At 66.8% G+C, this 25,847-nt stretch carries 23 protein-coding genes; 20 read left to right on the top strand and 3 right to left on the bottom strand.

Annotation, left to right across the window (positions count from 1 at the left end; all coding sequences use genetic code 11):
- The 13 genes from hisS to DID98_RS02085 all read left to right on the top strand — a co-directional run bounded on the left by hisS (position 1) and on the right by DID98_RS02085 (position 14,474).
- A complete protein-coding gene (gene hisS, locus DID98_RS02155) occupies positions 1-1,341 on the top strand; it encodes a histidine--tRNA ligase (protein WP_124570104.1) in 1,341 nt (446 codons plus the stop codon).
- A 55-nt stretch (positions 1,342-1,396) separates the two neighbouring features.
- On the top strand, positions 1,397-2,026 hold the full coding sequence (locus DID98_RS02150; protein WP_044848983.1) for a tetratricopeptide repeat protein: 630 nt from the start codon (positions 1,397-1,399) through the stop codon (positions 2,024-2,026).
- Positions 2,027-2,066: 40 nt separating this feature from the next.
- Entirely contained in the window at positions 2,067-3,212 is a 1,146-nt protein-coding gene (gene bamB, locus DID98_RS02145; RefSeq protein ID WP_124486302.1) for an outer membrane protein assembly factor BamB, read from the top strand.
- A gap of 245 nt (positions 3,213-3,457) precedes the next feature.
- Positions 3,458-4,795, top strand: coding sequence for a ribosome biogenesis GTPase Der (gene der, locus DID98_RS02135; protein WP_044848985.1), 1,338 nt, complete (start codon positions 3,458-3,460; stop codon positions 4,793-4,795).
- 141 nt (positions 4,796-4,936) lie between these two features.
- Positions 4,937-5,176 carry an RNA chaperone Hfq gene (hfq, locus tag DID98_RS02130; protein WP_006399927.1) on the top strand — a complete coding sequence of 80 codons (240 nt, stop codon included), beginning with the start codon at positions 4,937-4,939 and terminating at the stop codon, positions 5,174-5,176.
- 72 nt (positions 5,177-5,248) lie between these two features.
- Positions 5,249-6,424: a GTPase HflX gene (gene hflX / locus DID98_RS02125; RefSeq protein WP_185500398.1), complete on the top strand. Its 1,176-nt coding sequence runs from the start codon at positions 5,249-5,251 to the stop codon at positions 6,422-6,424.
- 47 nt (positions 6,425-6,471) lie between these two features.
- On the top strand, positions 6,472-7,830 hold the full coding sequence (gene hflK, locus DID98_RS02120; RefSeq protein ID WP_124570102.1) for an FtsH protease activity modulator HflK: 1,359 nt from the start codon (positions 6,472-6,474) through the stop codon (positions 7,828-7,830).
- 15 nt (positions 7,831-7,845) lie between these two features.
- Complete coding sequence (hflC, locus tag DID98_RS02115) at positions 7,846-8,745, top strand: protease modulator HflC (protein ID WP_044848881.1); 900 nt, start codon at positions 7,846-7,848, stop codon at positions 8,743-8,745.
- Positions 8,746-8,781: 36 nt separating this feature from the next.
- A complete protein-coding gene (locus DID98_RS02110) occupies positions 8,782-8,973 on the top strand; it encodes a DUF2065 domain-containing protein (RefSeq protein WP_009687995.1) in 192 nt (63 codons plus the stop codon).
- Positions 8,974-9,074: 101 nt separating this feature from the next.
- The gene (locus tag DID98_RS02105) at positions 9,075-10,223 is read left to right on the top strand and encodes an ATP phosphoribosyltransferase regulatory subunit (protein ID WP_124486305.1); all 1,149 of its coding nucleotides are present in this window, start codon (positions 9,075-9,077) and stop codon (positions 10,221-10,223) included.
- 113 nt (positions 10,224-10,336) lie between these two features.
- Complete coding sequence (locus tag DID98_RS02100; RefSeq protein ID WP_044848883.1) at positions 10,337-11,683, top strand: adenylosuccinate synthase; 1,347 nt, start codon at positions 10,337-10,339, stop codon at positions 11,681-11,683.
- An 8-nt stretch (positions 11,684-11,691) separates the two neighbouring features.
- Positions 11,692-12,288, top strand: coding sequence for a phosphoribosyltransferase (locus tag DID98_RS02095; RefSeq protein ID WP_044848884.1), 597 nt, complete (start codon positions 11,692-11,694; stop codon positions 12,286-12,288).
- Between the two features lie 272 nt (positions 12,289-12,560).
- A complete protein-coding gene (locus tag DID98_RS02085) occupies positions 12,561-14,474 on the top strand; it encodes a potassium transporter Kup (protein WP_124486307.1) in 1,914 nt (637 codons plus the stop codon).
- A gap of 117 nt (positions 14,475-14,591) precedes the next feature.
- Here the strand turns inward: DID98_RS02085 and DID98_RS02080 are convergent, their stop codons facing one another.
- Entirely contained in the window at positions 14,592-16,919 is a 2,328-nt protein-coding gene (locus tag DID98_RS02080) for a Tex family protein (protein WP_124570100.1), read from the bottom strand.
- Positions 16,920-17,077: 158 nt separating this feature from the next.
- On the opposite strand from DID98_RS02080, the gene DID98_RS02075 reads away from it, so the two are divergent.
- From DID98_RS02075 to DID98_RS02065, 3 genes are all read left to right on the top strand, one after another.
- A complete protein-coding gene (locus DID98_RS02075) occupies positions 17,078-17,830 on the top strand; it encodes a hypothetical protein (protein ID WP_044848887.1) in 753 nt (250 codons plus the stop codon).
- Positions 17,831-17,907: 77 nt separating this feature from the next.
- Positions 17,908-18,123, top strand: a complete 216-nt coding sequence (locus DID98_RS02070; RefSeq protein ID WP_006755091.1) for a YdcH family protein — start codon at positions 17,908-17,910, stop codon at positions 18,121-18,123.
- A 55-nt stretch (positions 18,124-18,178) separates the two neighbouring features.
- Positions 18,179-20,416, top strand: coding sequence for an ATP-dependent DNA helicase (locus DID98_RS02065; RefSeq protein WP_124486309.1), 2,238 nt, complete (start codon positions 18,179-18,181; stop codon positions 20,414-20,416).
- Positions 20,417-20,497: 81 nt separating this feature from the next.
- Here the strand turns inward: DID98_RS02065 and DID98_RS02060 are convergent, their stop codons facing one another.
- Positions 20,498-21,322: an outer membrane protein assembly factor BamD gene (locus DID98_RS02060; RefSeq protein WP_044848889.1), complete on the bottom strand. Its 825-nt coding sequence runs from the start codon at positions 21,320-21,322 to the stop codon at positions 20,498-20,500.
- Between the two features lie 41 nt (positions 21,323-21,363).
- On the opposite strand from DID98_RS02060, the gene DID98_RS02055 reads away from it, so the two are divergent.
- The 4 genes from DID98_RS02055 (at position 21,364) to phaC (ending at position 25,671) form a co-directional block, all read left to right on the top strand.
- Entirely contained in the window at positions 21,364-22,572 is a 1,209-nt protein-coding gene (locus DID98_RS02055) for an RluA family pseudouridine synthase (protein ID WP_124570098.1), read from the top strand.
- 6 nt (positions 22,573-22,578) lie between these two features.
- Positions 22,579-23,418 carry a peptidoglycan editing factor PgeF gene (gene pgeF, locus DID98_RS02050; RefSeq protein ID WP_124570096.1) on the top strand — a complete coding sequence of 280 codons (840 nt, stop codon included), beginning with the start codon at positions 22,579-22,581 and terminating at the stop codon, positions 23,416-23,418.
- Positions 23,419-23,526: 108 nt separating this feature from the next.
- The gene (locus DID98_RS35685) at positions 23,527-23,664 is read left to right on the top strand and encodes a hypothetical protein (RefSeq protein ID WP_185500397.1); all 138 of its coding nucleotides are present in this window, start codon (positions 23,527-23,529) and stop codon (positions 23,662-23,664) included.
- Positions 23,665-23,796: 132 nt separating this feature from the next.
- Entirely contained in the window at positions 23,797-25,671 is a 1,875-nt protein-coding gene (phaC, locus tag DID98_RS02045; RefSeq protein WP_124570094.1) for a class I poly(R)-hydroxyalkanoic acid synthase, read from the top strand.
- Here phaC and DID98_RS36055 read toward each other — a convergent pair.
- Positions 25,650-25,847 (bottom strand): hypothetical protein (locus DID98_RS36055; RefSeq protein WP_221621952.1); only part of this gene is annotated, 198 nt, incomplete at its 5' end. The genes phaC and DID98_RS36055 overlap by 22 nt on opposite strands.

Here is a 25,847-nt window from a genome sequence, read left to right as displayed (position 1 = left end):
ATGACTGAACAGAAACGCAAGATCGAGAAGCTCACCGGCGTCAAGGGCATGAACGACATCCTCCCGCAGGATGCCGGCCTCTGGGAGTTCTTCGAAGCTACCGTGAAATCGCTGCTGCGCGCGTACGGCTACCAGAACATCCGCACGCCGATCGTCGAACACACGCAGCTCTTCACGCGCGGCATCGGCGAAGTCACGGACATCGTCGAGAAGGAGATGTACAGCTTCACCGATGCGCTGAACGGCGAGAACCTGACGATGCGCCCGGAGAACACCGCGGCGGTCGTGCGCGCGTCGATCGAGCACAACATGCTGTACGACGGCCCGAAGCGCCTGTGGTACATCGGCCCGATGTTCCGTCACGAGCGTCCGCAGCGCGGTCGCTACCGCCAGTTCCACCAGGTCGGCGTCGAGGCGCTCGGCTTCGCGGGCCCGGATGCGGATGCCGAGATCATCATGATGTGCCAGCGCCTGTGGGACGACCTCGGCCTGACCGGCATCAAGCTCGAGATCAACTCGCTCGGCCTCGCCGAAGAGCGTGCCGCGCACCGCGTCGAACTGATCAAGTATCTCGAGCGGTTCGCCGACGTGCTGGATGAGGACGCGAAGCGTCGCCTGTATACGAACCCGCTGCGCGTGCTCGACACGAAGAACCCGGCGCTGCAGGAAATCGCGCAGAACGCGCCGAAGCTGATCGACTTCCTCGGCGACGAGTCGCGAGCCCACTTCGAAGGGCTGCAGCGCCTGCTGCTCGCGAACAACATCCCGTTCAAGATCAACCCGCGTCTCGTGCGCGGCCTCGACTACTACAACCTGACCGTGTTCGAGTGGGTGACCGACAAGCTCGGCGCGCAGGGCACGGTCGCGGCCGGCGGCCGCTACGATCCGCTGATCGAGCAGCTCGGCGGCAAGCCGACCGCCGCGTGCGGCTGGGCGATGGGCATCGAGCGCATTCTCGAACTGCTGAAGGAAGAGGATCTCGCGCCCGAGCAGGAAGGTGTCGACGTGTACGTGGTGCACCAGGGCGAGACGGCGCGCGAACAGGCGTTCATCGCGGCCGAGCGTCTGCGCGATACGGGCCTCGACGTGATTTTCCACTGCAGCGCCGACGGCGGCCCGGCAAGCTTCAAGTCGCAGATGAAGCGGGCCGATGCGAGCGGTGCCGCGTTCGCGGTGATCTTCGGCGAAGAAGAGGTCGCGAACGGCACGGTGGGCGTGAAAGCGCTGCGCGGCGCGGGCGAGGACGGGGAAAAGAACGTTCAGCAGACCGTACCGGTCGAAAGCTTGACCGAATTCCTAATCAATGCGATGGTTGCATCCGCCGAAGACGGCGACGACTGATCGCGCTGGCATTCGCTCGACAAGAAAAGCCTGAAATGGAAGGAATCGCTCGCCGATGAGTTATCACGACGAACAAGAATCGATTGAAAGTCTGAAGGCGTGGTGGGCCCGCTGGGGTAACCTCACGACGTGGATCGTGCTCGCGGCGCTGGTCGTCGCGGCCGGTTTCAACGGCTGGAATTACTGGCAGCGCCGTCAGGCCGCCGAGGCTTCCGGGTTGTACGAGCAGGTGCAGAAGGCCGCTGCCGCGAACGACAAGGCGACGATGGCCCGTGCGGCCGCCGACATGGAAGACAAGTTCGGCAGCACGCCGTATGCGCAGATGACCGCGCTCACGGCGGCGAAGACGTTGTACGCGGCCGGCGATGCCGCCGGCGCGAAGGCGCAGCTGCAATGGGCCGCCGATCACGCCAAGGATGACGAGTACAAGCAGATCGCGAAGCTGCGTCTCGCGTCGCTGCTGCTCGACGAGAAGGCGTACGACGCGGGCCTCGCGCTGCTGTCCGGCACGCCGGTGGATGCATTCAAGGGCCTCGTGGCCGATCGCCGCGGCGATCTGCTCGCGGCGCAAGGCAAGACCGACGATGCGCGCGCCGCGTACAAGCTCGCGCTCGCCGGCCTGTCGCAGGACGACCAGTCCGCGCGCCAGCTCGTGCAGTTCAAGCTCGATGCGCTCGGCGGCTGATCGCGGCCCCCTCAACCTCTTAACTCTGCTTCGCTAACCGATGAATTTGCTGAAACGTTACGCTGTGCCCGTAGCCTGCGCGGCGGCTGTCCTGGCATTGGCGGCCTGCTCGTCGTCGAAGGACGTGCGCCGCGTGCCGACGCCGCTCACCGAGTTCAAGCCCGTCTTGGACGTGCAACAGGTCTGGAAGGCGAGCGTCGGCAAGGGCGGGCGCTACCTGTTCTCGCCGGTGGCCGTGGGCGACGCCGTCTACGCGGCGGGCGAGAACGGTTCGGTCGAGAAGATCGACGCGAAGACGGGCCAGACGCTGTGGCGCTCGAAGGTCGGTTCGGACCTGTCGGCCGGGGTCGGCAGCGACGGCAACCTGACTGCCGTCGGCGCGCTCAAGGGCGGTGTGTTCGTCCTCGGCCCGGACGGCAAGCAGCTGTGGAAGACGAGCGTGCAGGGCGAGATCTTCTCGCCGCCGCTGGTCGGCAACGGCCTCGTGATCGTGCGCACGATCGACGGTCAGGTGATCGCGTTCAACGGGCAGACGGGCGAGCAGAAGTGGAACTACCGCAACCGCGCGGTGCCGCTGAACCTGCGCGTGTCGGCCGGCATGACGTTCGCGGGCGATGCGGCCGTGCTGGCGGGCTTCCCCGGCGGCGGTCTGGTCGCGATCAACCTGCAGACGGGCGAGCCGTTCTGGCAGACGCCCGTGTCGTTCCCGAAGGGCGTGACCGAAGTCGAGCGCATCAACGACGTCAGCGGTCCGCCGACGCTCGTGGGTGCCCAGGCGTGCGCGGTCACGTTCCAGGGCCAGCTCGGCTGCTTCGACGCGAACTCGGGCCGTCCGCTGTGGGAAAAGGCGTTCTCGAGCCGCAGCGGTCTCGCGCAGGACGATTCGGTCGTCGCCGGCGGCGACGACTGGTCGGTCGTCACGGCCTACGACGCGGCGAGCGGCAACCCGCTCTGGCGCAACGACAAGCTGAAGAGCCGCGACGTCGGCGTGCCGTACCTGCTCGGCCATGCGGTCGTGATGGGCGACTACAAGGGCTTCGTGCACTTCCTGTCGCGCGAGGACGGCAGCTTCATCGCCCGGATGAAGACGGACGGCAGCGCGATTACCGCGGCGCCGGTCCTGGCGGGCAATACGCTCGTCGTGCAGACCAAGGACGGTGGCCTGTACGGATTCCGTCCGCGCTGACGCGCACGCAACAAGCGCAATCGCGGCGCGGCGGGCCTGCCCCGCGCTGCGGTCGCGCGACATGAAGGCGGCCGGTGTCCCCGGCCGCTCGGTATTTGAAAGGCAGTTCGCAACGAAAGACGACGGCGCGCACCGCGCGCCCGGCGCGCGCATCCGGCGCGGCGCGAATTCGTGATATTTTCATTCAGCGCAGCCGCCCGCAGCAGCGGGCCTCCCGCTGCTGCGCATCACCGTAGAAAACACAGATGAAACCGGTCATTGCCCTCGTTGGGCGCCCCAATGTGGGGAAATCCACGCTGTTCAACCGGCTCACGCGCTCGCGCGATGCGCTGGTCGCCGACTTGCCGGGCCTGACGCGCGATCGCCATTACGGCGAAGGGCGCGTCGGCGCACGGCCGTACCTGGTCGTCGATACCGGCGGCTTCGAGCCCGTCGCGAAGGACGGCATCCTGCACGAGATGGCGCGCCAGACGCGGCAGGCCGTCGAGGAAGCCGACGTCGTCGTGTTCATCGTCGACGGTCGTAACGGGCTCGCGCCGCAGGACAAGTCGATCGCCGACTACCTGCGCAAGACCGGCCGGCCGATCTTCCTGGTCGTCAACAAGGCCGAGGGGATGAAGTACACGGCGGTCGCGACCGACTTCTACGAGCTCGGCCTCGGCGATCCGCGCGCGATCTCGGCCGCGCACGGCGACGGCGTGACCGACATGATCAACGAGGCGCTGGAAGTCGCGTACGCGGGCCAGCCCGAGGAAGCGGACGAGGATGACCCGTCGCGCGGCATCAAGATCGCGATCGTCGGCCGCCCGAACGTCGGCAAGTCGACGCTCGTGAACGCGCTGATCGGCGAGGACCGTGTGATCGCGTTCGACATGCCGGGCACGACGCGCGATTCGATCTACGTCGACTTCGAGCGTAACGGCAAGAAATACACGCTGATCGATACCGCGGGCCTGCGACGCCGCGGCAAGGTGTTCGAGGCGATCGAGAAGTTCTCGGTCGTGAAGACGCTGCAGTCGATCTCCGACGCGAACGTCGTCATTCTTCTGCTGGATGCGCAGCAGGACATTTCCGACCAGGACGCGCACATCGCCGGCTTCGTCGTCGAGCAGGGCCGCGCGCTCGTGATCGGCGTCAACAAGTGGGACGGTCTCGACGACCACGCGCGCGATCGCGCGAAAGCGGATTTGACCCGCAAGCTGAAATTCCTCGACTTCGCGAAGTCGCACTACATTTCGGCCGCGAAGAAGACCGGCATCGGCGCGCTGATGCGTTCGGTCGACGACGCGTACGCGGCGGCGATGGCGAAGCTGCCGACGCCGAAGCTCACGCGCGCGCTGATCGAGGCCGTCGAGTTCCAGCAGCCGCGTCGTCGCGGCCCGGTGCGTCCGAAGCTGCGCTACGCGCACCAGGGCGGCCAGAATCCGCCGCTGATCGTCATCCACGGCAACGCGCTCGACGCGGTGACGGAAACCTACAAGCGTTACCTCGAAAACCGATTCCGCGAAACTTTCTCACTGACCGGGACTCCATTGCGCATAGAGTTCCGTTCGTCGAACAACCCGTACGCGGACAAGGGCTGAAGCAGGTCCTGCAAGGGATAGGCCGCATGGCCTACGCCCGGGCGGGGCAGGCAAAATCAGCTATAGTGTAGCGATTGGCGCCGGATCTCTTTTTCTTCGTCGCCAATCCAGATCAACCTGCAAAAAAAGATGGAGTACGCCATGAGCAACAAAGGGCAATTGTTACAAGACCCGTTTTTGAACGCACTGCGCAAAGAGCACGTTCCCGTTTCGATCTATCTCGTCAACGGCATCAAGCTGCAAGGGAACATTGAATCGTTCGACCAGTACGTCGTGTTGCTCCGTAATACGGTGACCCAGATGGTCTACAAGCACGCCATCTCGACGGTCGTGCCGGCGCGCCCGGTGAATTTCCACCCGGACGCGGAAGCCTCGTCCTAACCCATCGCAGCGGCCGGCATCCGGTCGCCGCGAGCGACCGATGCCAGCCGCCTTATCTTGACACCCGATAATTTGATCAACGCAGCGCTCGTCGGCATCGACTTCGGCAAGACCGATTTCGAAGCCAGTCTCGAAGAACTCAGTCTTCTCGCCTCCAGTGCGGGGGCCCGTCCCGCCGTCACCCTCACAGGTCGTCGCGCCAGCCCCGATGCCAAGATGTTCATCGGCAGCGGCAAAGCCGAAGAATTGCGGCTTGCCTGCGACGCGCACAACGTCGAAATCGTCATCTTCAACCACGCACTGGCACCGGCCCAGCAACGCAATCTGGAGCAGGCGCTTAACAGGCGGGTGGTCGATCGCACGAGCCTCATCCTCGACATCTTCGCGCAGCGCGCCCGCAGTCACGAAGGCAAGCTGCAGGTCGAGCTCGCGCAGTTGCAATACCTGTCGACCCGGCTGATTCGCGCGTGGACCCACCTGGAGCGGCAAAAGGGCGGTATCGGCCTGCGCGGCCCCGGCGAAACCCAGCTCGAAACCGACCGCCGGCTGATCGGCGAGCGCATCAAGATGCTGAAGTCGCGGCTCGACCGGCTGCGCCGGCAGCACAGCACGCAGCGTCGCCAGCGCGCACGCAGCGGCACGATGTCGGTGTCGCTCGTCGGCTATACGAACGCGGGCAAGTCGACGCTGTTCAATGCGCTGACGAAAGCGCAGGCTTATGCGGCCGACCAGCTGTTCGCCACGCTCGATACGACGTCGCGACGCGTGTACCTCGGCGACGAGGCCGGTCAGATCGTCGTGTCCGATACGGTCGGATTCATTCGCGAACTGCCTCACCAGCTGGTTGCAGCGTTCCGCGCGACCCTCGAGGAAACGATTCATGCGGATCTGCTGCTGCACGTGGTCGACGCATCGAGCGCGGTGCGGCTCGAACAGATCGAGCAGGTGAACGGCGTGCTGCACGAGATCGGCGCGGACACGATCCGGCAGGTGCTGGTGTTCAACAAGATCGATGCGGTGCCTGAGCTGGCGGCCCGCGGCGACGCGGTCGAGCGGGACGAGTATGGTAATATTTCGCGCGTCTTTTTGAGCGCACGCACCGGTCAGGGTCTTGACGCGTTGCGTGCCGCCATCGCCGAGATCGCCTCCGCGGAACACCTTACCGGCGCGACGTTACCCAACGTCGCGCTCGACGGCGCACCCGCTGAACCACACGAAGACCACACGATTTCCGAACACGGGCGCTAACCGGTCCCGGCCGGTTCGCCGGCGTCTAATCTGGTGAACAAACTCTGGTGAACGAATACAACGAGCGGAGTACCTGGCGGCGGATGCGCGCCTTGCTGTCGATCAACGATCCCCGCTGGGGACGCGGCGAAGGCAAGGGCAACGACGGATCCCGTCCGCGTGTGAACGAATCGAAGCGTCCGCCCGGTGGCGACGGTGACGGTCCGCCCGATCTCGACGAGATGTGGCGCAACTTCAACCGGCGTCTGAGCGGCCTGTTCGGCGGCAAGGGCGGCAACGGCTTCCGGCCCGACAACGGCCGGGCCGCGCGTGTCGGCGTCGGCATCGTGATCGGCGTGCTGGTCGCGGTCTACGCGGGCAGCGGGCTGTTCGTCGTGCAGGAAGGCCAGACGGGCGTCGTGCTGCAGTTCGGCAAGCTGTCCGGCACGGTCGGACAGGGCGTGCACTGGCGCGCGCCGTATCCGTTCGCGTCGCATGAGATCGTCGACACGTCGCAGGTCCGTTCGATCGAGATCGGCCGCAACAACGTCGTGCGTCTCGCGAACGTGAAGGAAGCGGCGATGCTGACGCGCGATGCCGACATCGTCGACGTGCGTTTCGTCGTCCAGTACCGGATCCGTTCGGCAACCGATTACCTGTTCCGCAGCGTCGATCCCGAGCGCAGCGTGTCGCAGGCCGCCCAGGCCGCGGTGCGCGCGATCGTCGGCACGCGTAGCGCGGCCGACATGCTGAACCAGGACCGCGACGCGCTGCGCGCGCAGCTGTCCGCCGCGATCCAGCGCGATCTCGATCGCTATCAGTCGGGGCTCGAGGTGACGGCCGTCACGATGCAGAGCGTCGCGGCGCCCGAGCAGACGCAGGCTGCGTACGCCGAAGTCGCGAAGGCGCGCGATGATCGCGAAGCCGCGAAGCGTGCCGCGCAGACCTACGCGAACGATCTGCTGCCGAAGGCGCAGGGCGACGCCGCGAAACTTGCCGATGAAGCGAAGGCGTATGCCGATCGCGTGGTCACGCAGGCCGAAGGCGACGCCGACCGGTTCAAGCAGGTCTATGCACAGTATTCGAAGGCGCCCACGGTGATCCGCGAGCGGATGTATCTCGAGACGATGCAGGAAATCTATTCGAACGCGACGAAGGTGTTCGTCGGCAACAAGGGCGGCAACAGCGTCGTGTACCTTCCGCTCGACAAGCTCGTCGAGCAGGGGCGACAAAACGCCGCGAATGCGACGAATGCCGCGACGCCCGCCGGCGCATCCGCGCCCGACGCGACGTCGGCGCCGGCCGCCGCCGCGGCGAGCGCACCCGCGAGCGCGGCTTCGGCCGCGGCGGCGCCCGCACCGGGCAGCGACGTGCTGCGGTCGCGCGAAGCGTTCCGCAGCCGCTCGCGTGAAGACGATACGAAGTAACGGGGAGCGCAGAACATGAACCGAATCATTGCGCTCGTCGTCGCAATCGTGATCGCCGCTTTCGCGGCGTCGTCGACCGTCCTCACCGTCGATCCGCGCCATGCGGCCGTGCTGTCGGGCCGCGACGGCGCGCAACCCGAACTCGCGGGCCCCGGCATCCATTTCAAGCTGCCGCCGCCGCTGCAGACGGCGACGCTGATCGACACGCGCCTGCAATCCCTCGAGTCGTCGGATCCGCTGCAACTGGCGACCGAAGACAAGCACGACCTGCTCGTCGCGTATGCGGTCAAGTATCGGATCAGCGATCCGATGAAGTATTTCGCGGCGACGGGCGGTGACCCGGCGGCGGCCGCCGACCGCCTGGCCGGCGCGCTGAAGAGCGCACTCGGCGACGCGTTCGGCAAGCGCGCGCTCGACGACGCGCTCGGCGGGCAGCGCGAGATCGCCAATGCGGCGCGCGACGCGGTGCGGGCGACGGCATCGGGCTTCGGCGTCGACGTGGTCGACGTGCAGTTGACGCGTGTCGACTTGCCGGCTGCGCAGACGGATGCCGTCTATCAGCGGATGATTGCCGCGCTGCGCGACCAGGCCGCACAGGTGCGCGCGGATGGCGCCGCCGATGTCGAGCAGATCAAGGCCGACGCGGAACGCGAACAGCAGGCGGTGCTCGCGAATGCGTACAAGTCCGCGCAGACGATCAAGGGCGAGGGCGACGCGAAGGCCGCGTCGATCGCCGCCGATGCGTTCGGCCGCGATCCGCAGTTCTACCAGTTCTACGCGAGCCTGCAGGCTTACCGGAATACCTTCAAGCGCAACGACATCATCGTCGTCGACCCCGACAGCGAGTTTTTCCGTTTCATGCGCAGCCCGACGGGCGGTGCCGCACCGGCGGCACCCGCTCCCCGCAAACACTGACCTTGGGGCGCCGCGTCGAGCGGCGCCGTCGCTCGCATGGACCTGGCTGGCTCGTTGTTGCTCGCGGTAGCACTGATGCTGATCATCGAGGGGGCGTTCCCCTTCGTGTTTCCCGTCGCCTGGCGCGACACGTTTCGTAGAATAGCGGAGCGGCCGCCGCATCATATCCGGATCGGCGGGCTCATCGTGATGGCGCTCGGGCTCGTCCTGCTGCTGCTCGCCACCTGATCCGGACGGCGCACCCGCCGTTCGTTCCGCCCGATTGCCGATTTCCGATTCATTTCGCGGCGCGCATGTCGCGCCCTGTTTCCCGTCGTAGGACCGTACCGATGTCGACCTGGTTACTTCCCGAGAATATCGCCGACGTGCTGCCGTCGGAAGCGCGCAAGATCGAGGAGCTGCGCCGCAGGCTGCTCGACCGCTTCCGTTCGTACGGCTACGAAATGGTGATGCCGCCGTTGCTCGAATACCTCGAATCGCTGCTGACGAGCGGCGGCAACGACCTGCGCCTGCGCACCTTCAAGCTGGTCGACCAGTTGTCGGGCCGCACGCTCGGCCTGCGCGCGGACATCACGCCGCAAGTCGCGCGCATCGACGCGCACCTGCTGAACCGCCAGGGCGTGACGCGCCTCTGCTATGCCGGCCACGTGATGCATACGCGTCCTCGCGGGCTGCACGCGACGCGCGAACAGATCCAGATCGGCGCCGAAATCTACGGGCACGCCGGGCTGGAAGCCGATCTCGAGATCCAGCAGCTGATGCTCGACGCGCTACACCTCGCGGGGTTGTCGCGGATCCGCCTGGACCTGTGCCACGCGGGCGTGCTCGCGGCGTTGCTCGCGCGCGATGCGCAGGCTGCCGAGCGCGGCGAGGCGCTGTACGACGCGCTGTCGGGCAAGGACGTGCCGCTGCTGAACGAACTCACCGACGATCTCGGCGCCGACACGCGCGCGGCGCTGCGTGCGCTGCCGCATCTGTACGGCGACGCGAGCGTGCTCGACGAGGCGCGTGTGCGTCTGCCGGTGCTGCCCGAGATCACGCGTGCGCTCGACGATCTTGCGCAGCTTGCGGCGCAGGCGAAGGGCGTCGAGGTGGCGATCGATCTCGCCGACCTGCGCGGCTACGCGTACCACAGCGGCGCGATGTTTACGGCGTACATCGACGGCGTGCCGAACGCGATCGCGCGCGGCGGCCGGTACGACCACGTGGGCCAGGCCTACGGCCGCGCCCGCCCGGCGACGGGCTTCTCGCTCGACCTGCGCGAGCTTGCGCGGATTTCGCCGGTCGAGGCGCGCGGCACGGCGATTTTGGCGCCTTGGGCGCAGGACGACGCGCTGAGCGCGGCGGTGGCGGCGCTGCGCGACGCGGGCGAGGTCGTGATCCAGGCCTTGCCGGGACACGACCACGTGCTCGACGAGTTCGCCTGCGACCGTTCGCTCGTCGAGCGTGACGGCGCGTGGGTGGTCGAACCCCGTTAAACAGGCGTTCGCGGGCCGTCGTTCGGCGTGCATATCGTTGAAGCGAAACGGAAAAATTCGGAATCGCCCGCGAACATAGGTAGAATACGTTTTTAACCAGCTAACGAATCAACATGTCTGCCAGCGCAGTGAACGTGACTCCCGGGCGCAATGTCGTCGTCGTGGGAACGCAATGGGGTGATGAAGGCAAGGGCAAGATCGTCGACTGGCTGACGGACCACGCTCAGGGCGTCGTGCGTTTCCAGGGCGGTCACAACGCCGGCCACACCCTCATCATCGGCGGCAAGAAAACCATCTTGCGCCTGATTCCGTCGGGCATCATGCGTGAAGGCGTCGCCTGCTACATCGGCAACGGCGTCGTCCTGTCCCCCGAGGCACTGTTCAAGGAAATCGGCGAGCTGGAAGAGGCCGGCGTGAACGTGCGCGATCGCCTGTTCATCTCTGAAGCCACGACGCTGATCCTGCCGTACCACATCGCGATCGACCAGGCGCGCGAAGCGCGCAAGGGCGCGGGCAAGATCGGTACGACCGGCCGCGGCATCGGCCCGGCGTACGAGGACAAGGTCGGCCGCCGCGCGCTGCGCGTGCAGGACCTGTTCGACGCGAAGACCTTCGCCGACCGCCTGCGCGAAAACCTCGATTTCCACAACTTCGTGCTGACCCAGTACCTGGGTGGCGCGGCCGTCGATTTCCAGGCCACGCTCGACACGATGCTCGGCTATGCCGATCGCCTGAAGCCGATGGTGGCCGACGTGTCGCGCCGCCTGTACGACGCGAACAACGCCGGTCAGAACCTGCTGTTCGAAGGCGCGCAAGGCACGCTGCTCGACATCGACCACGGCACCTATCCGTTCGTCACGTCGAGCAACTGCGTTGCGGGTGCGGCATCGGCCGGCGCCGGCGTCGGTCCGCAGAAGCTGAACTACATCCTCGGCATCACGAAGGCGTACTGCACGCGCGTCGGCTCGGGCCCGTTCCCGAGCGAACTGTACGACGCGGACAACCCGCAGCGCCAGGACCAGGTCGGCGTCACGCTCGCGAACGTCGGCAAGGAATTCGGCTCGGTCACCGGCCGTCCGCGCCGCACCGGCTGGCTCGACGCAGCGGCACTGCGCCGCTCGATCCAGATCAACGGCGTGTCGGGCCTGTGCATGACGAAGCTCGACGTGCTCGACGGCCTCGATGAAGTCAAGCTGTGCGTCGGCTACAAGATCGACGGCAAGGACGTGGACATCCTGCCGCGCGGTGCGGCCGACGTCGCGCGTTGCGAGCCCGTGTACGAAACGTTCGCCGGCTGGAAGGAAAGCACCGTCGGCATCAAGACGTGGGACGCGCTGCCGGCGAATGCGCAGGCCTACCTGACCCGTGTCCAGGAAGTGGCCGGCGTGCCGGTCGACATGGTTTCGACGGGGCCGGATCGCGACGAGACGATCCTGCTTCGCCATCCGTTCAAGGTGTAATTCTCAGCATGACGCAGCAAATCACGATGACGGCGGCAGACTTGATGACCGATCCGCGCAACGACGACAAGAACCTGTGGGTAGGCTGGGACGAATACCATCGTCTGATCGAGCTGCTCGCGCTGCAGGTGCATGAATCGGGCTGGAAGTTCGACCAGATCCTGTGCCTTGCGCGCGGCGGCCTGCGCGTCGGCGACCAGCTGTCGCGCATCTACGACGTCCCGCTCGCGATCCTCGCGACGAGTTCGTACCGCGAAGCGGCCGGCACCGAGCAGGGCGAGCTCGACATCGCGCAGTACATCACGATGACGCGCGGCAGTCTCGCGGGCAACGTGCTGCTGGTCGACGATCTCGTCGATTCGGGCGTCACGCTCGCGCGCGTGCAGGAGCACCTGAAGGAGCGCTATCCGTCGGTCACGGCCGTGCGTTCGGCCGTGCTCTGGTACAAGGGCTGCTCGAAGGTCAAGCCGGACTATCACGCACAGTATCTGCCGACGAATCCGTGGATTCATCAGCCGTTCGAAGAGTGGGACACGGTTCGTCCGCACAACCTCGAGGCATGGATCAAGCGCGGTCGCGCGCAGCGCGACGGCTCGGGCGCGTAAGCGGCCGGCCGATCGAAGGAAAGCCTTGTGCGGCGCCGCTTGCGGCGCCGTTTTTTATTGGCGCGCCGTGCCGGCGGGCACGGCGATCCGCGCGCGTGGTAGGCAGACGGCGCGGCCCCGGCTATGATGGCAGCCCTGCCACAGCTTGCGCAGGATTGCATGCGCAGCGTGGATCACGTGGTTTAAGGGCAACAAGGCAGGACGGTTTTTCAGGGGGGCGCGAGTAGAATAGCGCTCGTTTTGTCCGACCGGACCCGATTATTACGCTTCATATGAACGACACGATCCAGGCGACCGACGCAGCCCATGCGCATTCGACGCACCAACACTCGATGCGGGCGCTTGCGATAGCGGCCATCGGCGTCGTGTTCGGCGACATCGGCACGAGCCCGCTGTATTCGCTGAAGGAGGCGTTCAGCCCCGCACACGGCATTCCGCTCACGGAAGGCTCGATTCTCGGTGTGATCTCGCTGCTGTTCTGGGCGATCATCCTGGTGGTCGGCATCAAGTATCTGCTGTTCGTGATGCGGGCCGACAACAACGGCGAGGGTGGCGTGCTCGCGCTGATGGCGCTGTCGCTGCGGCCGCTCGACTCGAAAACCCGCGTCGCGGGCGCGCTGATGGCGCTCGGGATCTTCGGCGCCTGCATGTTCTACGGCGACGCCGTGATCACGCCGGCGATCTCCGTGATGTCGGCGGTCGAAGGCCTCGAGATCGCGACGCCGCACCTGTCCCACCTGGTCCTGCCGATCACGATCGTGATCCTGATCGCGCTGTTCTGGATCCAGCGTCACGGCACCGCGCTGGTCGGCAAGCTGTTCGGGCCGATCATGGTGCTGTGGTTCGTCGTGATCGCGGCACTCGGCGTATATCACATCGTGCGCGTGCCGGGCATCATCGCGGCGATCAACCCGTATTACGCGGCGTCGTTCATGGCGGACCACCTGCTGCAGGCCTACGTCGTGCTGGGTTCGGTCGTGCTGGTGCTGACCGGTGCGGAAGCGCTCTACGCGGACATGGGCCATTTCGGCGCGAAGCCGATCCGCCTCGCCGCGTACGGGCTCGTGATGCCGTCGCTCGTGCTGAACTACTTCGGCCAGGGCGCGCTGCTGATCGAGAATCCGAAGGCGATCGAGAACCCGTTCTTCCTGCTGGCACCGGAGTGGGCGCTGCTGCCGCTCGTCGTGCTGTCGACGGTCGCGACCGTGATCGCTTCGCAGGCCGTGATTTCCGGCGCGTATTCGCTGACGTCGCAGGCGATCCAGCTCGGCTACGTGCCGCGCATGAAGGTGCTGCATACGTCCGAGCTGGCGATCGGCCAGATCTACGTGCCGGTCGTGAACTGGCTGCTGCTGTTCGTGATCCTCTGCATCGTGATCGGCTTCAAGAGTTCCGACAACCTCGCCGCTGCGTACGGCATCGCGGTGACGGCGACGATGGTGATCACGACCGTGCTCGCTGCCGTCGTGATGGTGAAGGTGTGGAACTGGAACCGGCTGCTCGTCGGCGCGATCATCGCCGTGTTCCTCGCGGTCGACCTGGGCTTTTTCGGTGCGAACCTGCTGAAGGTCGCGCAGGGCGGCTGGCTGCCGCTCGGCATCGGCGCGCTGCTGTTCTTCCTGCTGATGACCTGGTACAAGGGCCGCCATATCGTCAAGGAGCGCACGGCCGCCGACGGTATCCCGCTCGAGCCGTTCCTGCAGGGGCTGCTCGCGCATCCGCCGCACCGCGTGTCGGGCACCGCGATCTACCTGACCGGCAACGACAAGCTCGTCCCCGTCAGCCTGCTGCACAACCTGAAGCACAACAAGGTGCTGCACGAGCGGACCATCTTCCTGACGTTCGTCACACGCGACATTCCGTACGTGCGCGACGACAAGCGCCTGAGTTCGCGCGACGCGGGTGGCGGCCTGTACATCGTCAAGGCCCAGTACGGCTTCAACGAGACGCCGGACGTGAAGGCCGTGCTCGAGGAGTTCGGCCGCACGCACGACATGACGTTCGAACTGATGGACACGTCGTTCTTCCTCGCGCGCGAAACGGTCGTGCCGACGCATCTGCCCGGCATGTCGATCTGGCGCGAACGCGTGTTCGCGTGGATGCACCAGAACGCGGCGAAGCCGACCGACTTCTTCTCGATCCCGGCGAACCGCGTCGTCGAGCTCGGGACCAAGATCGAGATCTGACCGGTGCGCGCAGTGGCCGCGCATGCGGCCCATGCCGATCTGGCTGCGCGCTCGCTGAAGCAATAAAAAAACCCGCCTTTCGGCGGGTTTTTTTATACGTCAACAGCCTTCGCGTGCTCAGCGCTTCAGCTTCGCGAACGCCGCGGCCATCGCGCCGGCCGGTTCCGGTTCGCGCGAACGCTGCGGACGGGCGCTGCCGCCGCGGCCGGCACTGCTGCGATCCTGGCCGCCGCGCGGCGCCATGCCGGGCGCGGCCGCTTCGTCGTCGAGGCGCATCGTCAGCGCAATGCGCTGACGCTTCACGTCGACGTCGAGCACCTTGACCTTGACGACCTGGCCGGCCTTCACGACTTCGTGCGGATCCTTGATGAACTTCGTTGACATCGCGGACACATGGACGAGGCCGTCCTGATGCACGCCGACATCCACGAACGCGCCGAATGCCGCGACGTTCGTCACGACCCCTTCGAGCAGCATGCCCGGCATCAGGTCGGAGACCTTCTCGACGCCGTCGCGGAACGTTGCCGTCTTGAATTCGGGGCGCGGGTCACGACCCGGTTTTTCGAGTTCGGACAGGATGTCGCGCACGGTCGGCAGGCCGAAACGTTCGTCAACAAATTCGGCCGGCGACAGGCCGGCCAGCGCGTCGCGGCTGCCGAGCACGTCGTCGATCCGCTTGCTGATCTTCGCGAGGATGCGTTCGACGACCGGGTAGGCCTCCGGGTGGACCGACGAGCGATCGAGCGGATTCTCGCCGCCGTTGATGCGCAGGAAGCCGGCTGCCTGTTCGAAGGTCTTGTCGCCGAGGCGCGGCACCTTGCGCAGGTGGTCGCGCGACGGGAACGGCCCGTTCGCGTCGCGATAGTCGACGATGTTGCGGGCGAGCGTGGCGTTCAGGCCCGAGACGCGCGCGAGCAGCGCGACCGACGCGGTGTTCGCGTCGACGCCGACCGCGTTCACGCAATCCTCGACCACCGCGTCGAGCGAGCGGGCGAGTTCGCGCTGGTTCACGTCGTGCTGGTACTGGCCGACGCCGATCGCTTTCGGCTCGATCTTCACGAGCTCGGCGAGCGGGTCCTGCAGGCGGCGGGCGATCGACACGGCGCCGCGCAGCGACACGTCGAGTTCCGGGAATTCCTTCGCGGCCAGCTCGGACGCCGAGTAGACCGACGCGCCGGCCTCCGACACGACGATCTTCTGCAGCCGCAGTTCGGGGTGCTTCGAGATCAGCTCGCTCGCGAGCTTGTCGGTTTCGCGCGATGCGGTGCCGTTGCCGATGCTGATCAGCTCGGCCTGCGTCTGCGCGGCGATGCGCGCGAGCTTCGCGAGCGAGCCGTCCCAGTCGCGGCGCGGCTCGTGCGGGTAGATCGTGTCGGTCGCGAGCAGCTTGCCGGTGCGGTCGACCACGGCGACCTTCACGCCAGTGCGCAGGCCGGGGTCGAGACCGATCACGGCCTTCGGGCCGGCCGGCGCGGCCAGCAGCAGGTCCTTCAGGTTGCGGGCGAACACGCGGATCGCTTCGGCTTCCGCCGTTTCGCGCAGTTGCGTGAGCAGTTCGTTCTCGATGTGCGGCTGCACCTTCACGCGCCAGCACCAGCGGCACACGTCGGACAGCCACTTGTCGGCCGGGCGGCCCTGGTTCGCGATCCCGAAATGGCGCGCGATCATCGCTTCGCCGGGATGCGGGACCTGCGCGTCGAGTTCCTCGCCGAGGCCGAGCTTGACGGTCAGCACGCCGGCGTTGCGGCCGCGGAACAGCGCGAGCGCGCGGTGCGACGGCACGGTCCGGATCGTTTCCGCGTAGTCGTAGTAGTCGCGGAACTTCTCGCCTTCCTCGTTTTCCTTGCCTTCGACGACCGCCGACGACACGACGCCTTGGCTGTGCAGGTAGTCGCGCAGCTTGCCGAGCAGTTCGGCCGTTTCGCCGAATTGTTCCGACAGGATGTCGCGCGCGCCGTCGAGCGCGGCCTTCACGTCGGCGACGCCCTTGTCGGGATCGACGTAGGCGGCGGCTTCCGTCTGCGGGTCGAGCAGCGGATTCGCGAGCAGTGCCTGAGCGAGCGGCTCGAGGCCGGCTTCGCGGGCGATCTGCGCGCGCGTGCGGCGCTTCGGCTTGTACGGCAGATAAAGGTCTTCGAGCACCTGCTTGCTGTCGGCCGCGTCGATCGCGGCGCGCAGTTCGTCGGTCAGCTTGCCCTGTTCGTCGATGCTCGACAGGATCGCCGCGCGGCGATCCTCGAGCTCGCGCAGATACAGGAGGCGTTCCTCGAGCTGGCGCAGCTGCGTGTCGTCCAGGTTGCCGGTCACTTCCTTGCGGTACCGGGCAATGAACGGAACGGTCGAGCCTTCGTCGAGGAGTTGCACTGCCGCCGCGACCTGGCGCGGCTGGACGGACAGTTCGGTGGCGATGCGCTGTACGATCTTGAGTGCTACGGTTTCCGTCATGTCGTGGATGATCTGCCTGCTGAAATCGCGGCGCGGGCCGGCAGACCGCGCGGCGGGCTGCGAGACGGGCCCGCCGGACCAGATGCCGCGGGTGAGTGAAGCGGGGCATTTTGCCATAAATGGCGGAGCGTCCAGCCGGGGGTGATAGAATTTGACACATGTCCCGCAGCTTTCCTACGACGTTGCCAACTTCCCGCATTTCTCTCGTCGCGCTCGGCGCAGCGCTTGCCGCGGCTTTGTCCGCCGGGTCCACCGTCGCGTACGCACAGGCATCGGGCGCAACCGCGCCGGACGCCGCTGTCGCCGCGCCCGTTGCAGCCTCCGCCACGCAGGATTTCGACGCCCGTCAAAAAGTGCTCAATCAACGTTCCGCGGAAAACGATTATCGTTATGCCGTGGCGGAGCACGATTGCTACAGCAAGTTCTTCGTCAATCACTGTCTCGGCGTGGCGCGCGACCGGATGCGCGAGGAGCGGGCGAGCATCCGTCAGGAACAGCTCGCGCTCGACGACGAGCAGCGCGCGGTGCGGGCGCAGCAGCGCGACCAGCAGCAGGCGTTGAAGCAGGCGCAGAATGCGGCGGAAGCGCCGCAGCGCGCGGCGAACGATGCGGCGAACGCGGCTGCGTTCCGCGACAAGCAGGAGCAGAATGCACTGAAGCGGGCGCAGCGTGGCGCGGAAGGGCCGCAGCGCGCCGCGAACAAGCAGGCATACGACCAGAAGCAGGCGGATTTCCAGCACAAGCTCGACCAGGCGCGCCAGCAGGGCGCGCAGAAGGCGCAGGAGCGGGCGGACAACGCCGCGCGCTACGAGCAGAAGCAGAAGGAAGCCGCCCAGCACAAGGCCGATGTCGAACGGCGTCAGCAGGAAGCGGCCGACAAGGCCAAGCAGCAGCAACAGCAGGGGCAGTAACGTGTTGGATTGATCCGGAGTCAGTCTCGTGCGTGCCGGCACGCCAGTCGGCGCGCTGCTTCGATGAGGAGGCGCATATGCAAAACCGTCCCACGGAACAGCAGCAGGAATTGCACAACCGTTTGGCAGCATTGCAGGAGCAGCACCAGCAGCTCGCTCGGGAGATCGAGCTGAAGGAAGGACACTCCGACATCGACGACATCACGCTGCACCGGCTGAAGAAGGAAAAGCTGGCGGCCAAGGACAAAATCATTTTGCTGCAATCGCAGCTGGAACCGGATAAGCGCGCCTGAGCGCGGCCTGGCAAGCGCCGGCGCCGCCCGGGCGCTGGACACAGGAACGCTTGCCTTGAATTCACCGCTTGAAGCCAACCCCGATGCCCGGCGTGACGCGTCGTCCGCCGGGCGCGTTCGTGCGCCCGAAGGCACCTTCGAGCTGAGCCGCAAGCGCGTCGACGAACTCGACACGATTTTCGGTGAAGGCGGACTGCTCGCGCGCGCGCTGGACGGCTATCACCCGCGCCAGTCGCAGATCGAAATGGCGCGCGCGGTCGCGTCCGCGATGGAGGCCTCCGCGCGCCGGATGCCCGAGCCGGAAATCTTCGAGACCCGCAAGCGGCCGGCGCGCCGCCTCGGCGAAGGCGACCAGGCGGCCGAGTCCGCCGCGGACGGCGCAGCCGCCGACACCGACGCCGGCGACAACACGCTGATCGTCGAGGCCGGCACCGGTACCGGCAAGACCTATGCATACCTGGTGCCCGCGATGCTGTGGGGCGGCAAGGTGATCGTGTCGACCGGCACGAAGCACCTGCAGGACCAGCTGTTCCAGCGCGACATCCCGACGGTGCGCAACGCGCTCGCGGTGCCGGTGACGGTCGCGATGCTCAAGGGCCGCTCGAACTATCTGTGCCATTACTACCTGCAGCGCACGGCCGACAACGGCCGCCTGCCGTCGCGGCAGGACACCGCGTACCTGCAGGAAATCGTCCGGTTCGCGAAGATCACGAAGAGCGGCGACAAGGCCGAGCTCGCGAGCGTGCCGGAGACGGCGCCCGTGTGGTCGATGGTCACGTCGACGCGCGACAACTGCCTCGGCCAGGAGTGCCCGCATTACAAGGAATGCTTCGTGATGCAGGCGCGGCGCGAGGCGCAGCAGGCCGACGTCGTCGTCGTCAACCATCACCTGTTCTTCGCGGACATCATGCTGCGCGACACCGGGATGGCCGAACTGCTGCCGAACGCGAACACGGTGATCTTCGACGAAGCGCACCAGCTGCCGGAAACGGCCACGCTGTTCTTCGGCGAGACGCTGTCGACCACGCAAATCCTCGAACTCGCGCGCGACACGGTCGCCGAGGGCCTGAGCCATGCGCGCGATGCGGTCGAGTGGGTGAAGCTCGGCGGCGATCTCGAACGTGCGGCGCGCGACCTGCGCCTCGCGTTCGCGAACGACCAGATCGTGCGCATGTCGCTCGCGCAACTGGGCGACGATCATCCGATGTTCGGCGCGCTCGATGCGCTCGAAGTGGCGCTCGATGCGCTTGCCTCGGCGCTCGCGAGCCAGGCCGAGCGGGCGGAATCGCTCGGCGCGTGCCTGCGGCGCGCCCGCGAGCTGCAGGACCTGCTCGCGGGTTGGGTCGCGCCCGGTGCGGCGGAAGCGGCCGCGAAGGCCGATGCCGCCGCAGCCGGCGACAAGGCTGCCGCCGACGACCCGAACGAGAAAGTGCGCTGGGTCGAGGTGTTCGCGCATACCGTCCAGCTGCACGAAACGCCGCTGTCGGTCGCGCCGATTTTCGCGAAGCAGCGCGCCGGCGTGCCGCGCGCGTGGGTCTTTACGTCGGCGACGTTGTCGGTGCGCGGCGACTTCACGCACTACGCGGCCCAGATGGGGCTCAGCTCGCGGCGCTCGATGACGCTCGCGAGCCCGTTCGATTATCAGACGCAGGGCCTGCTGTACGTGCCGCGCAACCTGCCGCAGCCGTCGTCGCCGGCGTTTACCGACGCCGTATTCGACGCCGCGCTGCCGGCGATCGAGGCGTCGGGCGGTGGCGTCTTCATGCTGTGCACGACGCTGCGTGCGGTCGACCGGATCGCGTCGAAGCTGCGCGACGTGATCGAGTCGCGCGGCTGGAACATGCCGCTGCTGGTGCAGGGCGACGCCAGCCGCACCGAGCTGCTCGACCGCTTCCGTTCGTACGGCAATGCGATCCTCGTCGGCAGCCAGAGCTTCTGGGAAGGCGTGGACGTGCGCGGCGACGCGCTGTCGCTCGTCGTGATCGACAAGCTGCCGTTCGCGCCGCCCGACGATCCGGTGCTGGCCGCGCGGCTCGACGCGCTGACCAAGAAGGGCTTGAGCCCGTTCGCGGTTCACCAGCTGCCGCAGGCCGTGATCACGCTGAAGCAGGGTGCGGGCCGCCTGATTCGCGCGGAGACCGATCGCGGCGTGCTGATGATCTGCGACACGCGGCTCGTCGACAAGCCTTACGGCCGCCGGATCTGGCAGAGCCTGCCGCCGTTCAAGCGCACCCGCGAGATCGCGGTCGTGCAGGACTTTTTCGACGAGCATCGCGCGGAAAAGCGCGCATGACCGCGCCGCCGCCTGCTACGGGCGGCATCAACAAAAAACCCGGCTCGATGGCCGGGTTTTTTATTGATGCACGGGCGTCGCTCAGAACTGCCACCACGACTTCTTCGTGCCGGGGCGCGAGTGGCCGGTGATGTACGGGCTGTCCGGGAAAGTCCCCGCGAGCACGCGCTTCGTGTCTTCCGCGAGCTCCGGCTGGTTCAGCTTGCCGTACGACAGGATCATGATGTGCAGCGCGTCCTCGATCGCTGGCGCGCCCTTGTAGTCCTTGATCGCGAGCTGCGCGCGGTTGATCGCCGCGACATAGGCGCCGCGCCGATAGTAGTAGTCGGCCGCGTGCACTTCGTGCGACGCGAGCGCGTTGACGATGTAGCGCATCCGGGCGGCGGCGTCCGGCGCGTACTTGCTCTTCGGGTAGCGGTCGACGACGACCTTGAACGCGTCGTACGATTCGCGCAGTGCCTGCGGATCGCGCTCGCTCATGTCCTGGCCGGAGAAGCGGCCGAACAGGCCGAGATCGTCGTTGAAGTGGATCATCCCCTTCAGGTAGTACGCGTACGGGATATCCGGGTGATCCGGGTGCAGCTGGATGAAGCGGTCGACGGCCTGGTCGGCGGCTGCCGCTTCGTTGTCCTTCCAGTTGCAGTACGCGACGTTGATCTGCGCCTGTTGCGCGAAATGGCCGAACGGATCGCGGCCTTGCAGCGATTCGAAATATTTCGCGCACTTGCCCCAGTCGCCGCCGGACAGTGCGTCCTGGGCCTCTGAGTATAATTTGTTGTTCGACCAGGTAGCCGTCTCGTCCTGCTTCTGCGGCAAGCCGTGGCAGCCGGCGATGAGGGCCGCGGCCGCTACCACCGCAGCTCGGGCGGCGACGGTTTTGGCCGTACGTTTGGTCGAATTCATCATGCTCGCATGTCCTAGCTTCAAGTCTCGGTGACCCAGTCTAAATGACCCGTTCAAGTTCGCAGAATGCCCCGCGGGGCAAGTCAAATCGCGAAGATTATAGCCCAAGCGATCGGCCCGCCGACGCTGCCTCGGGGGATTCCCCCGATGACGATCTGGCTGCAGGCGCGATGCAGCCGCCTGTGGTGCCGTCCGCGGCGGCCGACGAGGCGCCGCGCGTCGTCGAAGTGCCGCTGTCGCTGGCGGGTGAACGCCTCGACAAGGCGCTCGCCCAACTGTTCCCCGAATTCTCCCGCAGCCGCCTGCAGAGCTGGATCGAGGCGCAACGCGTGCTGGTCGACGGCGCGCCGGCGAAGATCCGCCAGCCGGTGCCGCTCGGCGCCAGGATCGAGCTCGTGCCCGACCTGCTGCCGGAGCAGCTGGCGTTCACGCCGGAGCCGGTGCCGCTCGACGTGATCTACGAGGACGACGCGCTCGTCGTCATCAACAAGCCGGCGGGCCTCGTCGTCCACCCGGCCGCCGGCAACTGGAGCGGCACGATCCTCAACGGCCTGCTGCACCGCTACGGCGACGCGGCGGCCGGCCTGCCGCGCGCGGGCATCGTGCACCGGCTCGACAAGGAGACGTCCGGCCTGATGGTGGTTGCGCGCACACTCGCCGCGCAGACCGACCTCGTGCGCCAGCTGCAGGCGCGTACGGTGAAGCGCCGCTATTTCGCGCTCGTGTGGGGCACGATGCCCGAGGACGGCACGATCGACGCGCCGATCGGCCGCGATCCGCGCGAGCGCACGCGCATGGCCGTCGTCACCGGCGCGTCGGGCAAGCCCGCGCGCACGCATTTCCGCACGGTTGACACATGCATGTGGCAACGTCAGCCGGTGTCCGCGATCCAGTGCGACCTCGAAACCGGCCGCACGCATCAGATCCGTGTGCACTGCTCGCATGTCGGGCATCCGCTGCTCGGCGATCCGGTGTACGGGCGCGCGCGCGGCAAGCGCTCGGTCGCGCCGCTGCCGGACGGGTTCGCGCGGCAGGCGCTGCACGCATGGCGGCTCGGCCTCGTGCATCCGGTCACGGGCAAGACGATGCAGTGGCGCTGTCCGTTGCCGGACGACATGAACGCGCTCGTCGCGGCGCTGGGCTTCGGGCAGGGCGACGAGGAATTCGACGATGAAGACGGTGTCTACGACGATGACGATTTCGCCGGCGATTATCGGGATCACGACGACGATTACGACGATGAGGAGGAGTGAGTGCCGATGACGAATCTGGCGCCGTTGACGTGGCAGGACTGCGTGCAGCCCGACTGGCAGGTGGCGCCGCGCGTGCGTGCGCTGATCACGACGCGCGACGGCGGCGTGAGCGAAGGCCCGTACGGGCGCTGGCAGGACGGCGCCGCGTTGCCGGGCGGGATGAATCTCGGCCTTCATACCGGTGACGATCCGGCCCATGTCGCGGCGAATCGCGCGCGCCTGCTCGCGCTGGCGGGGCAGGCGCGCGCGGCATGGCTCGAGCAGGTTCACGGCGCGCAGGTCGTGCGTGCGGACGAGGTGATCGAGGCCGCGCCGGCTGGCTCGGCGCCCGTGCAGGCCGACGCGAGCGTGACCGACCGCACGGGGGCGGTCTGCGTCGTGATGGTCGCGGATTGCCTGCCGGTGCTGCTGTGCGATGCGCAGGGCCGGGCGGTGGGCGCCGCGCACGCAGGCTGGCGCGGGCTCGCGGCCGGCATCGTCGAGCAGACCGCGGCGCGCGTCGCGGCGCTCGCCGGCGGCGCGACGGATGCGCTGCATGCGTACCTCGGGCCCGCGATCGGCCCGCGGGCGTTCGAAGTCGGCGCCGACGTGTGCGAGGCGTTTCTCGACACCGCTCCGCAGTCGGAGCATGATGAGACGCGGCAAGCGTTCGTCGCGATCGACGGTGCGCCCGGCAAGTACCTCGCCGATCTCCATGCGCTCGCGCGCCTGCGCCTCGCGCGCGCAGGCGTGGCGCACGTGAGCGGCCGGCGCGCGTGCACGGTCAACGAACCCGCACGCTTCTATTCGTACCGGCGCGACCGCGTGACCGGCCGCATGGCGGCGGCGATCTGGCTGGCCGATTGAAAGCCGACTGAGGGCTGACCGCGTGCGTCTGCGCGCGCGGTTTGTTGCGTTGCGAAATCGGCTTATCTCGATATTGGCGAGGCAATGCGGCGTTGCATGGACAACCGAATGAATAATCGCGAAGTCAAGTCAATCAAAATGTTTTATGTTTCGCCGGAAGCCTTGTCCCGCCTGTTGCGCGCGGATTATCTTCGAGCAGAAATGTTCAGCGGTTTGATGCAGCGCTTCACATGGGGAAAACGATAATGATAAAAATACCGCACTGCGGCAGAATCTGGAGACGCCTCTCCAGAGCATGACGGCCCGGCTCGCAACCGGCATGCCGCGCGCGAGCAGGATTTCACGATTGACGCTCACGAATCACCGGTAAGGCAGGTAATGACAGCATCGAAAAATTCGTCGACGTCCGCTCAGGCGGGCACTTCCGCAGGCAACGCCGGGTTCGGCCAGGCTGCCCAGCCGATGCAGCAGATGTTCGAGGCATGGCTGAACGCGTGGCGCGGTTTCGCCGATCCGGCGCGCGCCGCAACGGCGTCGACCACCGCGAATCCATTCGCCGCATTCCAGTTCCCGACATCGGTTCCGTTCCAGATGCCGTCGATGCCCGATCTGGGCGCCTTCGGCGGCCTGGCCTCGCCGTTCGCGGGGCTGAAGCTGCCGGTAGCCGCGATCCCGCCCGAACGGCTCCAGAAGTTGCAGGCCGACTATGCGCGCGACTGCATGACGCTGATGCAGCAGGCCGCCGCCGCGAAGCTCGAGTCGCCTGAACTGAAGGACCGCCGCTTCAGCGGGGATGCCTGGAAGGCGTCGCCCGCGCATGCATTCGCGGCCGCGTGGTACCTGCTCAACGCGCGCTACCTGCAGGAGCTGGCCGACGCGCTCGAGACCGACCCGAAGACGCGCGAACGCATCCGTTTCTCCGTTCAGCAATGGACGGCCGCCGCGGCGCCGAGCAACTTCCTCGCGCTCAATCCCGACGCACAGAAATCGATCCTCGAGACGCAGGGCGAAAGCCTGCGGCAGGGGATGATGAACCTGCTCGGCGACCTGCAGCGCGGCAAAATTTCGCAGACCGACGAATCGCAGTTCGTGGTCGGCAAGAACCTCGGGTGTACCGAAGGCGCGGTCGTCTACGAGAACGACCTGATCCAGCTGATCCAGTACGCGCCGAAGACGGACAAGGTGTTCGAACGGCCGCTCCTGATCGTGCCGCCGTGCATCAACAAGTTCTACATCCTCGACCTGCAGCCCGAGAATTCGCTCGTCGCGCATGCGCTGTCGAGCGGCCATCAGGTGTTCCTCGTGTCGTGGCGCAACGCCGATGCGTCGGTCGCGCACAAGACGTGGGACGACTACATGAACGAAGGGCTGCTCGCGGCGATCGACGCCGTGCAGCAGGTCAGCGGCCGCGAGCAGATCAACACGCTCGGCTTCTGCGTCGGCGGCACGATGCTCGCGACCGCGCTGTCGGTGCTCGCCGCGCGCGGCGAACATCCGGCCGCGTCGATGACGCTGCTGACCGCGATGCTCGACTTCACCGACACCGGCATCCTCGACGTGTTCGTCGACGAGGCGCACGTACAGATGCGCGAGCAGACCATCGGCGGCAAGAACGGCGCCGCGCCGGGGCTGATGCGCGGCGTCGAGTTCGCGAACACGTTCTCGTTCCTGCGGCCGAACGACCTCGTGTGGAACTACGTCGTCGACAACTACCTGAAGGGCCGCACGCCCGCCGCGTTCGACCTGCTGTACTGGAACAGCGACTCGACGAGCCTGCCGGGGCCGATGTACGCGTGGTACCTGCGCAATACCTATCTCGAGAACAAGCTCCGCGTGCCCGGTGCGCTGACGGTGTGCGGCGAATCCGTCGACCTGTCGCGCATCGACGTGCCGACCTTCATCTACGGGTCGCGCGAGGATCACATCGTGCCGTGGCAGACGGCCTACGCATCGACGTCGATCCTGACGGGCCCGCTGAAGTTCGTGCTCGGCGCGTCGGGTCACATCGCGGGCGTGATCAATCCGCCGGCGAAGAAGAAGCGCAGCTACTGGGTCAACGACAGCGACCTGCCCGCATCGGCGGACGACTGGTTTGCCGGTGCGACCGAGCAGCCCGGCAGCTGGTGGACGACCTGGGTCGAGTGGCTCGACCAGTACGGCGGCCGCAAGGTCGCGCCGCCCGCCAAGCCCGGGAGCGAGCAGTTCCCGGTGATCGAGCCGGCGCCGGGTCGCTACGTATTGCAGCGCGATTGACGAAAACCGGACAGCGGCGCACGCTGTCCGATGCACCGCAGTTTTTTTAACAGGGCCGGTAGCGATGCGCCGTGTCGTGCGGGCCCGGAGGAAACGGAAATGACGGACGTAGTGATCGTATCGGCCGCGCGGACCGCGGTCGGCAAATTCGGCGGCTCGCTCGCGAAGATCGCGGC

Origin of the sequence: Burkholderia sp. Bp8984, from assembly GCF_003853755.1 — a bacterium.
In the GTDB taxonomy this organism is placed as follows: domain Bacteria; phylum Pseudomonadota; class Gammaproteobacteria; order Burkholderiales; family Burkholderiaceae; genus Burkholderia.
The sequence above is the reverse complement of the archived record's forward strand: the minus strand, read 5'-3'. Positions and strand labels throughout refer to the sequence as shown.

Coding starts and splice junctions, on each gene's coding strand:
- DID98_RS02085 (WP_124486307.1), top strand. CDS start 12,561: ATGAACGACACGATCCAGGCGACCGACGCAGCCCATGCGCATTCGACG.
- der (WP_044848985.1), top strand. CDS start 3,458: ATGAAACCGGTCATTGCCCTCGTTGGGCGCCCCAATGTGGGGAAATCC.
- DID98_RS02060 (WP_044848889.1), bottom strand. CDS start 21,322: ATGATGAATTCGACCAAACGTACGGCCAAAACCGTCGCCGCCCGAGCT.
- hfq (WP_006399927.1), top strand. CDS start 4,937: ATGAGCAACAAAGGGCAATTGTTACAAGACCCGTTTTTGAACGCACTG.
- DID98_RS02110 (WP_009687995.1), top strand. CDS start 8,782: ATGGACCTGGCTGGCTCGTTGTTGCTCGCGGTAGCACTGATGCTGATC.
- pgeF (WP_124570096.1), top strand. CDS start 22,579: ATGACGAATCTGGCGCCGTTGACGTGGCAGGACTGCGTGCAGCCCGAC.
- DID98_RS02105 (WP_124486305.1), top strand. CDS start 9,075: ATGTCGACCTGGTTACTTCCCGAGAATATCGCCGACGTGCTGCCGTCG.
- DID98_RS02095 (WP_044848884.1), top strand. CDS start 11,692: ATGACGCAGCAAATCACGATGACGGCGGCAGACTTGATGACCGATCCG.
- hflC (WP_044848881.1), top strand. CDS start 7,846: ATGAACCGAATCATTGCGCTCGTCGTCGCAATCGTGATCGCCGCTTTC.
- hisS (WP_124570104.1), top strand. CDS start 1: ATGACTGAACAGAAACGCAAGATCGAGAAGCTCACCGGCGTCAAGGGC.
- DID98_RS02150 (WP_044848983.1), top strand. CDS start 1,397: ATGAGTTATCACGACGAACAAGAATCGATTGAAAGTCTGAAGGCGTGG.
- DID98_RS02055 (WP_124570098.1), top strand. CDS start 21,364: ATGACCCGTTCAAGTTCGCAGAATGCCCCGCGGGGCAAGTCAAATCGC.
- DID98_RS35685 (WP_185500397.1), top strand. CDS start 23,527: ATGAATAATCGCGAAGTCAAGTCAATCAAAATGTTTTATGTTTCGCCG.
- bamB (WP_124486302.1), top strand. CDS start 2,067: ATGAATTTGCTGAAACGTTACGCTGTGCCCGTAGCCTGCGCGGCGGCT.
- DID98_RS02080 (WP_124570100.1), bottom strand. CDS start 16,919: ATGACGGAAACCGTAGCACTCAAGATCGTACAGCGCATCGCCACCGAA.
- phaC (WP_124570094.1), top strand. CDS start 23,797: ATGACAGCATCGAAAAATTCGTCGACGTCCGCTCAGGCGGGCACTTCC.
- DID98_RS02075 (WP_044848887.1), top strand. CDS start 17,078: ATGTCCCGCAGCTTTCCTACGACGTTGCCAACTTCCCGCATTTCTCTC.
- DID98_RS02070 (WP_006755091.1), top strand. CDS start 17,908: ATGCAAAACCGTCCCACGGAACAGCAGCAGGAATTGCACAACCGTTTG.
- DID98_RS02100 (WP_044848883.1), top strand. CDS start 10,337: ATGTCTGCCAGCGCAGTGAACGTGACTCCCGGGCGCAATGTCGTCGTC.